We start from the raw sequence: 14,281 nt of genomic DNA on the forward strand, positions 1-14,281 counted from the left end.
CGCACTCAGGAGCCGTCATGGAACCCATACGCGAGCGCTACCCCGTCCCCCAGGGGTTTGCCGGACCCCACACCGTCACGCAGGAGCAGTACGACGCCAGCTACGCGGCCTCGTTGCGCGACCCCGACGCGTTCTGGGCGGACGTGGCCAAGCGCCTGCAGTGGTATCGCGAACCTACCCAGATCCGTGACGTCAACCTGCTGCCCGACAACTTCCATATCCGCTGGTATGCCGACGGCGAACTCAACGTCAGCGTCAACTGCCTGGACCGGCACCTGGAAACGCGCGGCGACAAGACAGCGCTGATCTGGGAATCCGACGACCCCGCCATTCCTTCGCAACGGCTTACCTACCGCGAGCTGCACGCCAGGGTCTGCAGGATGGGCAATGCACTGCGCCGCCAGGGCATCGGGCGCGGCGACCGCGTCACGATCTATCTGCCGATGATCGTCGACACCGTGGTGGCGCTGCTGGCGTGCGCGCGCATCGGCGCGGTGCATAACGTGGTGTTCGGCGGCTTTGCGCCGGCGTCCATTGCCGACCGCGTGCGCAACTGCGGCGCGCGCGCCATCATCACCGCAGACGGCGGCCGCCGTGCGGGTCGCGGCGTTGCGCTGAAGGCCAACGTGGACGCCGCGCTGGACATGCCCGGCATGGAAGGCGTGCGCACCGTGCTGGTGGTGCCGCACACGGGCGAACCCGTCAACATGACCGCTGAACGCGACTACTGGCTGGACCGCCTGATGGAACGCGAGCCGGACGACTGCCCGCCTGAACGCATGAATGCCGAAGACCCGCTGTTCATTCTTTACACCTCGGGCAGCACCGGCAAGCCCAAGGGCATGCTGCACACCACGGGCGGCTACCTGGTCTATGCCGCCTACACGCACGCCACCCTGTTCGACCTTCGCGACAGCGACGTCTTCTGGTGCACGGCCGACGTGGGCTGGATCACCGGCCACAGCTACCTGGTCTATGGCCCCTTGGCCAACGGCGCCACCACCCTCATGTTCGAAGGCGTGCCCAGCTACCCCGACGCCTCGCGCTTCTGGCAGGTCATCGACAAACACGCCGTCACCATCTTCTACACCGCCCCCACCGCGATTCGCGCGTTGATGCGCGAAGGGCCCGAGCCCGTGCTGCGCACGTCACGCAAGTCCTTGCGACTGCTGGGGTCGGTGGGCGAACCCATCAACCCCGAAGCCTGGCGCTGGTATCACGACGTGGTGGGCGCGGGCCGCTGCCCCATCGTGGACACCTGGTGGCAAACCGAAACGGGCGGCATCCTGATTTCGCCGCTGCCCGGCGCGCGGGCCGGCAAGCCGGGCGCGGCAAGCACACCCTTTTATGGCATCCGGCCGGAACTGGTCGATGTGACAACTGGCGCCATCATCCAGGGCCCCGGCGAAGGCAACCTGTTCATCCGCGATTCCTGGCCCGGCCAGGCGCGTTCGGTGTACGGCGATGAACAGCGCTACATCCAGGGCTGCTTCAAGGACTATCCGGGTATGTACTTCACGGGCGACAGTTGCCGCCGCGACGAAGACGGCGACTACTGGATCACCGGGCGGGTGGACGACGTGCTCAACGTCAGCGGACACCGCTTAGGCACCGCCGAACTGGAAAGCGCCTTGGTGTCGCATCCCAAGGTGGCCGAAGCCGCCGCGGTAGGCTTCGCGCACGACATCAAGGGCCAGGGCATCTACGTCTACGTCACGCTGAAAGCCGGCGCGCAGCAGTCCGACACGCTGCGCCAGGAGCTGGTGGCGCATGTACGCCGCGAGATCGGCCCGATTGCAACGCCCGACCACCTGCAGTGGGCGCCCAGCCTGCCCAAGACGCGCTCGGGCAAGATCATGCGCCGCATTCTGCGCAAGATTGCCGAGAACACCATCGACGACCTGGGCGACATCACCACGCTGGCCGATCCCGCCGTGGTCCAGACGCTGGTGCGCGAGCGCCGTGTGGCATGATCGGACGATGCCTGTCCTGCTGATCGCCGACGACCACCCGCTGTTTCGCGAAGCCTTGCGAGGGGTGATCGGCCGTGTGTTCCCGGACGCCGTCATACACGAAGCCGACCAGATCCCCGTGCTCTACGATCTGGTCGAGTCCTGCCCCAACGCCGACCTGCTGTTGCTGGACCTGGACATGCCGGGTTCTTTCGGCCTGGGGCCGCTTGGCCATTTGCGCAACCAGCATCCGCAACTGCCCATCGTGATTGTGTCGGCGCATGAAGACGCGCTACTGATACGCCGCGCGCTGGATCACGGTGCGATGGGCTTCATCCCGAAATCATCAGACGCCGATACGCTGGGCGCGGCCTTGCTGCATGTGATGGACGGCGGCACCTGGGAGCCCGATGCCGGCGGCGCCATCATTGCCGCAACCCGCGGCGCCCTGCCGCGCGAGCCGGCCATGGCGGCCAATGTGCGCGAACTGACGCCGCAGCAGTTCCGGGTATTGCAGATGGTGGGCGCGGGATTGCTGAACAAGCAGATTGCGCACGAATTGCAGATATCGGAAGCCACCATCAAGGCCCACATGACCGTTGTGATGCGCAAGCTGCGGGTATCGAACCGCACGCAAGCCGTGTTGATCGCCGCGCGGCTGGGTCTTGGCACCTGGCGCTATGGCGCTATCGCGTCAAACCCCAGGGGTGAAGCGTGATGCGGCCAAGCCATGTTGCTCCGAACTCCGCTGCGCCAATTCTTGATGCGCCAACCCTTGATATGCCGGCTCGTGGTGCGTCAACATCTGCGCGCGCAGCTTTGCCGTCAGCAAGGCACGCAGCGACGCCGGCTTGATGGGCTTGGTCAGCACCCGATAACCGCGCGCCCGCGCCGCCTGCGCCAAGGCATCTGCGCCATCCGCCACCAGCAGCGCGCCTCGCGCGGCAGGCGAGCCGGCGCGCAGTGCGTCCAGGCTATCCAACCCGTTCATACGGTCGCGCAGAAGGAAGTCCACCAATAGAACATGAGGCTGATGCCGCATCAGCGCCAGGGCGTCGTCCAACGTGGCCGCGCACCACACACTGGCCTGCCAGCCGCCCAACAGCGCCTGCAAGCCACCGAGCACTTCCGAGTCGTTGTCCAGGCACAGCACCCGCAAACCTTGTAGCGAGGCATGCACGGGCGACCATTGCAACCGCGACGCCGCGCCGCTCAAGCGAGCCCGCGCGGGCCTTGGGGTTGCAACGCCGGGCACGCTGACCGAAAACACGCTGCCACGGCCCAGCGCCGAGCGCGCGTCCAGCCCATGTCCCAGCAACGACGCAAAGCGACGGCAGATGGACAGCCCCAGGCCGAAGCTGCGCCCTTCCCGGTTCTGCGGCTTTTCGTAGCGCTGGAACTCGTCGTAGATGCGGCGCAATTGATGCGGGGGAATGCCCGGCCCGGTGTCCCACACTTGCAGTTGTACTTGCCCGCCTTGCGAACGCGCTGACAACAGAATGCGGCCGCCCCCCGTGTAACGCAGCGCATTGGCCAGAAAGTTCTGCAAGATGCGGCGCAACAGGCGCGGGTCGCTGCGCACCAGCAGCGAAGGTTTGGCGTGCAGGCGCAGTTGCAAGCCGGCCCGCAGCGCCACGTGGCCGTATTGGTCGGCCAGTTGGCGCAGCATGGGTTCCACGTTGAAGTCGCTGAGTTCGGGCTTGAGCACCCCCGCGTTCAGCCGCGAGACATCCAGCAGGCCGTCAAGCAATTCTTCCGCCGCACGCAGCGACGTGTTGATGCGGCCCGCCAGATAGCGTTGCGCCTCGGGCCGGTCTTCCTCGTTCAGCGCCGACGCAAACAGACGCGCCGCGTTAATGGGTTGCAGCACGTCGTGACTGACGGCGGTCAGGAACTGGGTGCGAGACTGCTGCGCCGCTTCGGCCTCTTGCGCCCGCGCACTGACGCGCTGCTCAAGCGTGTTGTTGATGTCTCGTAGCTCACGTTCGACGCGCTTGAAATCGGTGATGTCGCTATAGCTGGTGACGTAACCGCCGCGCGGCAATGGCCGGCCACGCAATTCCAGCACGCGCCCAGACCGCAAGGTGCGCTGCCGGTGATAGACGGCGCCTGCCTGCATCAAGGCGATGCGCTTGCCTACCAGGGCGTCGATATCCAGGCCCGGGTCCGACCCGAACTTGCCGCGATGCGCATTGAAGCGGATGAGGTCGGCCACGGGTTGGCCCACGCGCAGCAGGCCGTCCGGGTAATCGAACAGGCGCTGATACTGCTGGTTCCACGCCACCAGCCGCATACGCGCATCCACCACGCTTACGCCCTGATCCATGCTGTCCAGCGTGGCCAACAGATCGGGCATGCGTAGCGGGTTGTGCCTCAAGGCGGCATACGCCAGCAGGGCAAAGGTCAACAAGGCAAGCGCAAGCCAGCCCAGCATCATGGTGGAAGTCTCCTGCGTCAGGGGTCGGGCCGCGGGCGCAGGTTGTAATTGTGTTGGGTCCCGTCGGCACTGCGCGCATTATGACGCCGCCTTGGCGCGGGTAGCACATGCCGACGCTATCGGCACAGCAATTTCAGACGAATCCTAAATCGACAAGATGGCGTCTCCGACAGGAATCGAACCTGTATCTAGGACTTAGGAGGTCCTTGTTCTATCCGTTGAACTACGGAGACACACTGCGGGCGGGATTGTATCGCTTTTCAAAGGCAGGCTTGCGATGCGAGGCGGAATATGAAATGGACCGCACGATGCACACGGGCAATGTGGCTCGCATCCGCGTCCGACCAGGTGGCTAACCGGTTCGGACGGGCCGCCTTGCAAGCTTTGTCTTGAAGTCCTGACGTGTGTCGCAGATGACGTGGATATAAACGATCTTCCCCACCACCTCATGGATGACGCGGTTCTTCGCAACCCGACGTTCAGCCAAATGAGGGTTATTCCGGGCTACGCTCACGCGCGCCGCGCCGTTAGCTTCTCATCTCGGCACTGTGACAAATTGCATCCATGACGTATGCGTCACTATTATTTTTTTATGACAACATGGCGAATCGCCTTGCGCACCTCTTGATGTACTGTTTAAATTCGTCGCGTAAGCCCCTAATTCATCTGGACTTTTTCTGAACCGACGACACGCCGGCTTGAGAAACATTTCTTCACAGCTTGATAAGCCTGCTCAACCATGGCATTTTCCTGGAAACGTGCAATTGCGAACGCGGTAGCGCCGATGGCGCTGGCGATGTGCGCGCTCCTGCCCCCTGCCGCGCAAGCCGCGAAAAATTCCGACCCTTGCAAGACCAACGCCAAATCGGCGGCTTGCAAGGCGCAACAGGCCAAGAAGGCCCCTGCCCCGAAGGCCGCGTCCGGCAAGAGCTCGGCCGGCAAGCAAGCCGCGCCCAAAGCCACTCCCAAATCGTCCTCCAGCGCCAAGAAGGCGCCGCCCAAGTCTTCGTCCACCGCCAAGAAAGGCCCACCCAAGTCTTCGTCCACGGCGAAAAAAACGCCGCCCAAAAGCGGCAGACAAGTGGCCGCCAAGGGCACGCCGCCCAAAAAGGGTGCGGCCGCGGGCAAGAACGGCAAACCCAACAAGCCGGGCCGCGCGCAACGCGCCGCGGCGGTGGCGGCCTCGGCCGCCATGCCGCCGGCCGCTTCATCGGTGCAAGCCGAAGCCGCCGCGCTGCGCTCCAGCACCGCGTATGTGCAAGACCTGGAAACGTCGACGGTTCTGTTCGCCAAGAACGCGAACGTCGTGCGCCCCATCGCTTCCATTTCGAAGCTGATGACCGCCGTCGTGGTGGTGGACGCCAACCTGCCGATGGACGAAATGCTGGAGATTACCGACGATGACATCGACGGCCTCAAGCACACCACGTCGCGGTTGCGGGTGGGCACCAAGCTGTCGCGCGGCGACATGCTGCACCTGGCGTTGATGTCGTCCGAAAACCGCGCGGCCAACGCGCTGGGCCGCCACTACCCGGGCGGCCTGCCCGCGTTCGTGGCCGCCATGAACGCCAAGGCGCAATCGCTGGGCATGACCAGCACGCACTTCATCGAGCCCACCGGCCTGTCCAGCGACAACGTGTCGTCGCCGCACGATCTGGCCCGCCTGCTGCGCGCGGCCTCGCAACGCCCGCTGATCCATCGCTACTCGACCGATACCGAGTACGACGTTGAAATCAACCACCGCACGCAGACCTTCCGTAATACCAATCTGCTGGTGCGCAAGCCCGACTGGGACATCAAGGTGTCCAAGACCGGCTACATCAACGAGGCTGGCGAATGCCTGGTGATGCTGGCGCGCATCAATGGCCGTGACCTGGCCATCGTGCTGCTGGACTCGCAGGGCAAGCTGTCGCGCATTGGCGACGCGGTGCGCATCCGCCGCATTCTGCAAAGCGAAGTGGCAATGGCGGCATCGATACCGCCTGGTGGCTGACCGCCTGCAGGCAGGCCACCCCATGACGAGTGCATAAGGCCCGATCCGATCGGGCCTTGTTTTTTTCAGCCGCCTAAGCGGCAACGCGCCGCTTGGCGCGCAGCGGTTCTGCGTCGTACATCGACGCCGGCAGCCCTTCCAGCACCGCTTGCGGATTCAGGGACCGGATCGGCACCGAGGCATCCTGCGGAATGCGTCCATCGGCCTGCAACAACTGATAGCGCAGGCAGCAGACACGCAGGAAGGACGTGAAATTGGCGGCCTCGCCACGGTATTCGATCAGTTCGTCGTACAGCCGTTCGATTAGTTGCGTGACGCGCATGCCGTCGCGCCCGGCGATTTCTTCCAGCACCTGCCAGAACAATCGCTCCAGCCGCAAGCTGGTCGCCACGCCATGCAGGCGCAGCGAACGGGTTTCGGGCGCGTAGGAATGCTCGCTCGCGCGGATGAAGATTTCACACATATAAGCTCCCGGACCAGGGGCCAGGCGAGCCTGCCCGGCGCGCCTCTCGGACGACCACTTTACGACGTTTGGCGCAGCGCTCGCAACACACCAAGGGGCTTAGGGCCGCGGCATGCGCCCCCCTGGCATGTGGTCGCGGTTGATAAAAATCATGGTGCCGAACGCGCGGGCGGTCGAGCATAGGCAAACTGACCTGACGATGGAGCAGACGATGGAAAAGACCATGAAAGCCGCGGTGGCGCGCGCATTCGGCAAACCCCTGGTGATCGAAGAAGTGGCCGTGCCCCGCCCCGGGCCGGGCGAGCTGCTGGTCAAGATAGAAGCCTGCGGTGTCTGCCACACCGACTTGCACGCGGTGCAGGGCGACTGGCCCGTGAAACCCAATCCCCCCTTCATTCCCGGCCACGAAGGCGTGGGCCATGTGGTTGCGGTGGGCGCTGGCGTGACCCATGTGAAGGAAGGCGACCGCGTGGGCATCCCCTGGCTGTACTCCGCCTGCGGCCATTGCGAACACTGCCTGGGCGGCTGGGAAACATTGTGTGAGCAGCAACAGAACGCCGGCTACTCCGTCAACGGCGGATTCGCCGAGTACGCGTTGGCCGCCGCCGACTACGTGGGGCTGCTGCCCAAGAATGTGGGCTTTGTCGACATCGCCCCCGTGTTGTGCGCGGGCGTGACCGTGTACAAGGGCCTGAAGATGACGGACACGCGCCCGGGCAATTGGGTGGTGATATCCGGCATTGGCGGCTTGGGCCACATGGCGGTGCAATACGCTCGGGCCATGGGCCTGAACGTGGCCGCGGTTGACATCGATGACACCAAGCTGGACCTGGCCCGCCGACTGGGCGCCGAGGTTACCGTCAACGCCAGGACCACCGACCCCGCCGCCTACCTGAAGCGCGAAATCGGCGGCGCGCATGGCGCGCTGATCACGGCGGTATCGCCCAAGGCGTTTGAGCAGGCGCTGGGCATGGTGCGGCGCGGCGGCACCGTGGCGCTGAATGGTTTGCCGCCGGGCGACTTCCCGCTGTCGATCTTCGACATGGTGTTGAATGGCGTGACCGTGCGCGGCTCTATCGTGGGGTCGCGGCTGGACCTGCAAGAGTCCTTGCAGTTTGCCGAAGCCGGCAAGGTGCGCGCCACCGTGTCCACGGATCGGCTGGAGAACATCAACGGCGTGTTCGACCGCATGAAGCAGGGCCAGATCGAAGGCCGGGTGGTGCTGGACTTTGCCTGATGCAGTCCAGCACCGGTCCGCGCATCAGTGCGTGATCTTGGTGCCCAGCACGGCCAGAAACTGCGACAGCCATGCCGGGTGCGCGGGCCAGGCCGGCGCCGTCACCAGGTTGCCATCGGTGTAGGCCTGATCAATGCCGATCTCGGCATAGGTGCCGCCCGCCAGCCGCACCTCGGGCGCGCACGCGGGGTAAGCCGAGCAGGTGCGCCCTTTCAAGATACCGGCCGCGGCGAGCAATTGCGCGCCGTGGCACACCGCGGCGATGGGTTTGCCGGCCTGATCGAAATCGCGCACGATATCCAGCACTTTCTCGTTCAGCCGCAGATACTCGGGCGCGCGTCCACCCGGTATCACCAAGCCGTCGTAGGCGGCGGGCTCGACGCGGTCAAAGTCAAAATTCAGCGCAAAGTTGTGGCCGCGCTTTTCACTGTAGGTCTGCGCGCCTTCGAAATCGTGGATGGCGGTGGCGATGGTGTCACCGGCCTTCTTGTCCGGGCAGACCGCGTGCACCGTGTGCCCCACCGCCAGCAGCGTCTGGAAGGGCACCATGGTTTCGTAGTCTTCGGCGTAATCGCCGACCAGCATCAATAGTTTCTTGCTCATGAATGTCTCCTTGGGATGAGGGGCGGCCGGTTCAGCGCCCGCCAGGGGCTCCGGTTCTTGATGTTCTGGGAGACATTGTGCTCGCCCCGACGACGCAGGGGGTGGTAATGGGATACCACAGCGGGCCTGCTCAGCGCGGCAATGACGCGCCGCCGCAGATGGCGATGTCCTGGCCGGTAATGGCGCCCGCCTGTGGCGACAGCAGGAACGCCACCAGCGCCGCCACTTCCTCGGGCTGGATCAAGCGGCCAATCGGAGGCATGCGCGGCGCGCTGCCCGCGCGGGCGGGGTCCTGCAACATGCCCGTCTGCGTGGCGGCCGGCGACACCACGTTTACGGTGACACCCTGGGGCGCCAGTTCCGCGGCCCAACTGCGCGCCAGCGCCACCAGCGCGGCCTTGGACGCCGCGTACTGGCTGCGGCCGGGCATGCCCTGGGCCGTCCGGCTGCCCACCAGCACCACGCGGCCGTCACCGCGTTCGGCCATGCCCGGGGTCAGCACCTGGGCCAACCGCACCGCCACATCCACGTGCAGCTTCCACATGCGTTCGCCGTCGGCGGGGTCCAACTGCGCCAGGGGCCCCACCCGCATGATGCCCGCGGCATGCACCAACGCGCCGGCGTGCTTGCAGCCCTGCAACGCCTGCCGGGCAGCGGCTTCATCGCACAGATCAACGATGATGTGGCGATAGGCCGCATGCCGCGCCACGGCCGGCCCGATGTCCAGGCCAGCCACCTGCCAGCCCGCGTCCAGCAGGCGCTGCACGATGGCCAAGCCGATGCCGCCCGTGGCGCCGGTCACCACCGCCAGCGCGCCCGCCGGTTTATTCGACATGGATATTTCCTTCCTGGATGATTTTGCGCGATCGTGCCATGTCGTCTTTCTGGAAGCGTGCAAACGCCGCGGCCGACCCCGGCGTCAACGACACGCCCAGTTGCTCGTACTTGGCCGTCATGCCGGAAGCCAAGGCCTTGTTGACCTCGGCGTTCAGCTTCTCGACGATGGCCCCAGGCGTGCCGGCGGGTGCCCACAGTCCGTACCAGCTGTAGAACTGATAGCCGGGCAGGACTTCACTGACCGTGGGCACGTCGGGCAAATTGGGCAGACGCGCGTCAGACGTCACGGCCAGGATCTTCAGCATGCCGCTTTTGTAGTACGACACGGCGCCCAAGACCGGATCGATGAAGCCATCAATGCGTCCGCCAACCAAGTCCTGCAATGCGGGCGACGTGCCGCGATAGGGTATGACCATGTAGTCCAGGCCGCCCTGGCGTTTCAACAGCTCGGTGGCCAGATGGCCGGCAGACCCAATGGAGCCCACGGCGAAGGTAAGCTGGCCCGGGTTCTTCTTGGCATAGGCCAATAAGCCGGCCAGGTCGGTGACGGGCAGATCTTTCTTCACCGATACCGACAGCGGCGCCTTGCCCGCCATGGCCACCGGCACGAAATTCTTGTTCACGTCGAAGGGCACCGCCTTCATGGTCATGGGCGCCGTGGTGAATGTCGACGCATTGAACAGCAAGGTATAGCCATCGGCCGGTGATTTGGCGACGACGTCGGCGCCGATGATGCCGTTGCCGCCCGACCGGTTTTCCACGATGAAGCTTTGACCGGTCTGCTCGCTGAGTTTCTGCGCCAGGTCGCGGCCCAGCATATCCAGCGTGCCGCCGGGCGGGAACGGAATCACAAACCGGACCTGCCGTGATGGATAGGTGTCCTGCGCATGCGCCATGCCGCCACCAATAGCCAGGCACAACGCGACCATGGCGCGCAACGCGATTCTCTTTTTCATGATGTGTCTCCTCTCTTATTTATTTTTACTTAGCGCATCGTGCAGGGGGTTGGCCTCATGCCACCCCGCTGCATCCGTGCGGTTACAGGCGCAATAGTGCTTCAGCGAGCCAGCAAGCCCGCGCCGGTCAACGCCGCGCGCAACGCCTGCATGTCGGCGTCGTCGGGCGCCTCGGTGGGCGGGCGCACGGTCGCGCTTTCCAGCACGCCGGCCAGATACATGCCGGCCTTCATGCGAGCATGGGCTTCCCCGGTGGGCTCTCCACCGCCGTAGACGGCGTCTTTCAGCGGCGTGATCAAGGCCTGCACTTGCTGCGCGCGCTTCAGGTCGCCTGCCTTGACGGCATCCCACAGGTCAATGATCAGTTGCGGGATGAACGTGGCGAAGCCGACCAGCGCGCCGTCCACGCCCTGCACCATCGACGCCAGCAGGTATTCGTCGTGGCAGGTCAGGATGGCCTTGGACGCATCGGCCTCACGCAGCGCCTGGATGTCGCGCGCATATTTGTTCATGTCGCGCTGGCCCACCTTGAACGCCTGCACGTAGGGCAATCGGGCCAGGTCGCCCATCAGCTTGGCCGAGTAGGACGCCCGCGTCCACGCCGGGTAAACGTGGCACACCAGATCAAGATCAGGCGCGGCCTCGTGGATCGCCTGGAAATACGCCAGCGCATGGCCTGGCGTGAAGCCAAAGCGCAGCCAGTGATGCGGCGGCATGACGTCCAGCGCGGCGGCGCCCGCTTCGCGCGCGGCGCGTGCATGTTCCTGCGCTTCGGCGATGCCTTCGCAGACAATCGAAGAAATCACGGGCAGCTTGCCGCGCAGCTCATCGGCCACGATGCGCGTCACCTGCGCGCGCTCCGATGGGGTCAGCGAAAACACTTCGCCCGTATGGCCGTTGGTCATGACGGCCACAACGCCAGCATGACCCGCCAGCCACGAGGCCAGGCGGCGCAGCGCGGGTTCGTCGATACGATGATCGTCGGTAAAGGGGCAGGAAATTGCCGGAATGATGCCGCGGTAATTCGAGATGGAAGCCATTGTTGTCTCCGTGTATTAGGCCTGGGAATGGCAGGTATGATTGCGGCACCCCCATGGGGTCGTCCAATACTCGAAACGCATAGAATTATGTTTGCCGCGGCGCACACCTGACATGGGACCTGGAAACCGACCCCTGGACATGAATTGGCTTGAGGACTTTTGCTCTCTGGCCGAGACAGGCAGTTTTTCTCGCGCGGCGGAAGCCCGCGCCATCGCGCAGCCGGCGTTCAGCCGGCACATCCGCGCGCTGGAAGAATGGGTGGGCGCTGACCTGTTCGACCGCAGCACACACCCCACCGAACTGACCGCCGCGGGCCGAAAATTCCTGCCGCTGCTCAAGCAGGTCATGGCCGACCTCGAAGCCGCGCGCATCAAGGCGCTGGCCGCCCATGCCCAGGAAGGCGCCAGCCTGCGTTTTGCGGCCACCCACCTGCTGTCGTTGACGTTCTTTCCCCAATGGCTGACCCGGCTGGAAGCGGCGCTGGAAGTGGGCGCAATCCAGATGATGTCCGACAGTTTCCAAGCCTGCGAAGACCTGATGGCGCAGCGGCGCGTGCAGTTCCTGCTATGCCACCGTCATCCACAAGTGGCCAGCCGACTGGATGAAGTGCCCTACCCCAAGGTGCATCTAGGTACGGACATGCTGGTGCCGGTCTGCGCCCCCGCGGCCGGTGGCCTTGCCGACACGCCGGCGCACCGCCTCGACGACGACGGCGTGGTGCCCTTTCTTGCCTATGGGCCGGCCTCCGGCCTGGGCCGCATCGTCAGCCACCAATTGCGGCACAAGGCGATGCCAGCTGAACGCATCCAGACCGCCTTCGTTGGCCCCCACGCCACGTTGCTGCGATCCATGGCGATACAAGGCCGAGGCATCGCCTGGCTACCCGACATGCTGGTGCATGATGACCTGCAACAGGGCAGCTTGATTCGGGCAGGCGGGAAGGAATGGGACATCCCGCTGGACATCTGCCTGTTTCGCCAACCTAGCGACATGGCTGCCGTGGCCGAGAATCTATGGGCGCTGGTGGCTGCGGGAAACCCTTCGCCGCGGGAATAACCCGGGCCGCCCCGGCATTGCGCCATTGCCCTGTTTCCGGCGCTTGCCGCAGAAAACCATTTAGATTACGATCGACATCATAATGAATCCCGCGTGATGGATTTCGACGTCGCGCGGGCTTCGTGTTGACCGCGGCCACCCCGTGCGCGCGGCCTTTTATCTGGCCACAGGCTACGCAACCATGCAGGCATTTTTCATCGAGCGCTACAAAGACATTGGCAAGCTTGGCCAATTACCCGAGCCCTCTGTCGGCGACAACGATGTCTTGGTGCGGGTGCATGCCGCCAGCGTCAACGCGCTGGACGCCAAGATCCGCAAAGGTGAATTCAAGCTCATCCTTCCCTATCGTTTCCCCCTGGTGCTTGGCAACGACCTGGCGGGAGTCGTCGTGCGGGTCGGCAGAAACGTGCGCCAATTCAAACCGGGCGACGAAGTCTATGGGCGACCGCCGGACGATCGCATCGGCAGCTTCGCCGAGTTGATTGCGGTCAATGAAGACGCGCTGGCCCTCAAACCCCGCAACCTGAACATGGAACAGGCGGCTTCGCTGCCCTTGGTCGCGCTGACCGCCTGGCAGGTGCTGGTAGAAACCGCGCAGGTGAAGCCGGGGCAAAAGGTGTTGATACACGCCGGGTCCGGTGGAGTCGGAACCATCGCCATCCAGCTTGCCAAGCACCTGGGCGCTTTTGTCGCAACAACGACCAGCACGCCAAACGTCGATTGGGTGCGGGATTTGGGCGCCGATGTTGTCATCGACTACCGCACACAAGCGTTCGAATCGACGCTGCGCGATTACGACGTGGTCCTCAACAGCTTGGGGCCGGACGTACTGGATAAATCGTTTCAGGTGCTCAAAGCCGGATCCGGAGCACGACTGATTTCCATCTCTGGCCCGCCGACGCCCGCCTTCGCCAAACAACAAGGGCTATCGTGGGGATTGAAGCAGGCATTGCGGCTTCTTAGCTGGCGCGTTCGCCGGAAAGCGGCCAATGCTGGCGTCAACTATGACTTCGTGTTCATGCGCGCACACGGAGAACAGCTGCGACAGATCACCGGGCTGGTCGAATCCGGCGCCATCCGACCCGTGATCGATCGCGTTTTTCCATTGGCTGCCGCGCACGAGGCCTTGGCCTATGTCGAAAGCGGCAGAGCGAAGGGCAAGGTGGTGGTTAGGCTCAGTGCGTGAGCTACTTCCCTATTCCAGCGCCACCGACACCGGCTTGGCGCCCAGCACCGTGACCAACGCGTTGGGGTCGATGCCAATCAAATACCCCCGCCGTCCGCCGTTGATGTAGACCACGGGATAGCTCAGCACGTCAGCCTCGACCCACACCGGCATTTTCTTGCGGGTGCCGAAGGGCGACGTGCCGCCCACCTGGTAACCGGAATGCCGCTGCGCTACCTCGGGCTTGCAGGGTTCGACTCGTTTCAGCCCCGCCTGGCGCGCCAGGTTCTTGGTGGAGACCTCGCGGTCGCCATGCATGACGACAATCAGCGGCTTGGCGGATTCGTCTTCCATCACCAGCGTCTTCACGACCGCGTGCGGGTCCAGGCCCAACTGGCGCGCGGCTTCGCCCGCGCCGCCGTGGTCCACGTAGTCGTAAGTGTGTTCGGTGTAGGGCACCTTGTGCTGCTTGAGCAGTTGTGTGGCGGGGGTTTCGGAAACGTGGCGGGCTTTGCTCATGGTGTTGCCGGAAAAAAATAGA

13 protein-coding genes and 1 tRNA gene are annotated in these 14,281 nt (G+C 64.5%); 6 read left to right on the forward strand and 8 right to left on the reverse strand.

Annotated features, from left to right (window positions below; genetic code table 11):
* The first annotated feature begins 17 nt into the window (after window positions 1–17).
* On the forward strand, window positions 18–1,973 hold the full coding sequence (gene acs, locus ELS24_RS23285) for an acetate--CoA ligase (RefSeq protein ID WP_127185466.1): 1,956 nt from the start codon (window positions 18–20) through the stop codon (window positions 1,971–1,973).
* Between the two features lie 7 nt (window positions 1,974–1,980).
* Entirely contained in the window at window positions 1,981–2,670 is a 690-nt protein-coding gene (locus tag ELS24_RS23290; protein ID WP_127185467.1) for a response regulator transcription factor, read from the forward strand.
* Here the strand turns inward: ELS24_RS23290 and ELS24_RS23295 are convergent.
* Together ELS24_RS23295 and ELS24_RS23300 are read right to left on the reverse strand one after the other, a co-directional pair.
* Window positions 2,647–4,389, reverse strand: a complete 1,743-nt coding sequence (locus ELS24_RS23295) for a PAS-domain containing protein (protein ID WP_127185468.1) — start codon at window positions 4,387–4,389, stop codon at window positions 2,647–2,649. The two genes, ELS24_RS23290 and ELS24_RS23295, sit on opposite strands and share 24 nt — an antisense overlap.
* Window positions 4,390–4,547: 158 nt before the next feature.
* Window positions 4,548–4,622: transfer RNA gene (locus ELS24_RS23300), tRNA-Arg, on the reverse strand.
* A 506-nt stretch (window positions 4,623–5,128) separates the two neighbouring features.
* Between ELS24_RS23300 and pbpG the strand changes: the two genes are divergently transcribed.
* A complete protein-coding gene (pbpG, locus tag ELS24_RS23310; protein ID WP_127185469.1) occupies window positions 5,129–6,382 on the forward strand; it encodes a D-alanyl-D-alanine endopeptidase in 1,254 nt (417 codons plus the stop codon).
* A 73-nt stretch (window positions 6,383–6,455) separates the two neighbouring features.
* On the opposite strand, the gene ELS24_RS23315 is transcribed toward pbpG, so the two are convergent.
* A complete protein-coding gene (locus ELS24_RS23315; protein WP_050449769.1) occupies window positions 6,456–6,845 on the reverse strand; it encodes a ribbon-helix-helix domain-containing protein in 390 nt (129 codons plus the stop codon).
* Between the two features lie 211 nt (window positions 6,846–7,056).
* Here ELS24_RS23315 and adhP point away from each other — a divergent pair, with 211 nt between their 5' ends.
* Window positions 7,057–8,082: an alcohol dehydrogenase AdhP gene (gene adhP / locus ELS24_RS23320; protein ID WP_050449778.1), complete on the forward strand. Its 1,026-nt coding sequence runs from the start codon at window positions 7,057–7,059 to the stop codon at window positions 8,080–8,082.
* 24 nt (window positions 8,083–8,106) lie between these two features.
* On the opposite strand, the gene ELS24_RS23325 is transcribed toward adhP, so the two are convergent.
* The 4 genes from ELS24_RS23325 to ELS24_RS23340 all read right to left on the reverse strand — a co-directional run bounded on the left by ELS24_RS23325 (window position 8,107) and on the right by ELS24_RS23340 (window position 11,518).
* Window positions 8,107–8,685 (reverse strand): DJ-1/PfpI family protein, encoded by a 579-nt coding sequence (locus ELS24_RS23325; RefSeq protein WP_127185470.1) that lies wholly within the window; start codon window positions 8,683–8,685, stop codon window positions 8,107–8,109.
* A gap of 130 nt (window positions 8,686–8,815) precedes the next feature.
* Window positions 8,816–9,520 carry an SDR family NAD(P)-dependent oxidoreductase gene (locus ELS24_RS23330; protein WP_127185471.1) on the reverse strand — a complete coding sequence of 235 codons (705 nt, stop codon included), beginning with the start codon at window positions 9,518–9,520 and terminating at the stop codon, window positions 8,816–8,818.
* A complete protein-coding gene (locus ELS24_RS23335) occupies window positions 9,510–10,478 on the reverse strand; it encodes a Bug family tripartite tricarboxylate transporter substrate binding protein (RefSeq protein ID WP_127185472.1) in 969 nt (322 codons plus the stop codon). The genes ELS24_RS23330 and ELS24_RS23335 overlap by 11 nt, the downstream gene beginning before the upstream one ends.
* 101 nt (window positions 10,479–10,579) lie before the next feature.
* Window positions 10,580–11,518: a dihydrodipicolinate synthase family protein gene (locus tag ELS24_RS23340; protein ID WP_127185473.1), complete on the reverse strand. Its 939-nt coding sequence runs from the start codon at window positions 11,516–11,518 to the stop codon at window positions 10,580–10,582.
* A 139-nt stretch (window positions 11,519–11,657) separates the two neighbouring features.
* Between ELS24_RS23340 and ELS24_RS23345 the strand changes: the two genes are divergently transcribed.
* Window positions 11,658–12,575, forward strand: coding sequence for a LysR family transcriptional regulator (locus tag ELS24_RS23345; RefSeq protein WP_232312215.1), 918 nt, complete (start codon window positions 11,658–11,660; stop codon window positions 12,573–12,575).
* A gap of 181 nt (window positions 12,576–12,756) precedes the next feature.
* The gene (locus ELS24_RS23350) at window positions 12,757–13,761 is read left to right on the forward strand and encodes an NADP-dependent oxidoreductase (RefSeq protein WP_127185474.1); all 1,005 of its coding nucleotides are present in this window, start codon (window positions 12,757–12,759) and stop codon (window positions 13,759–13,761) included.
* A 9-nt stretch (window positions 13,762–13,770) separates the two neighbouring features.
* Here ELS24_RS23350 and ybaK read toward each other — a convergent pair whose 3' ends face one another.
* On the reverse strand, window positions 13,771–14,259 hold the full coding sequence (gene ybaK, locus ELS24_RS23355; RefSeq protein ID WP_050449761.1) for a Cys-tRNA(Pro) deacylase: 489 nt from the start codon (window positions 14,257–14,259) through the stop codon (window positions 13,771–13,773).
* Window positions 14,260–14,281 lie beyond the last annotated feature (22 nt).

Source organism: Achromobacter spanius (genome assembly GCF_003994415.1).
GTDB lineage: Bacteria > Pseudomonadota > Gammaproteobacteria > Burkholderiales > Burkholderiaceae_B > Achromobacter > Achromobacter spanius_C.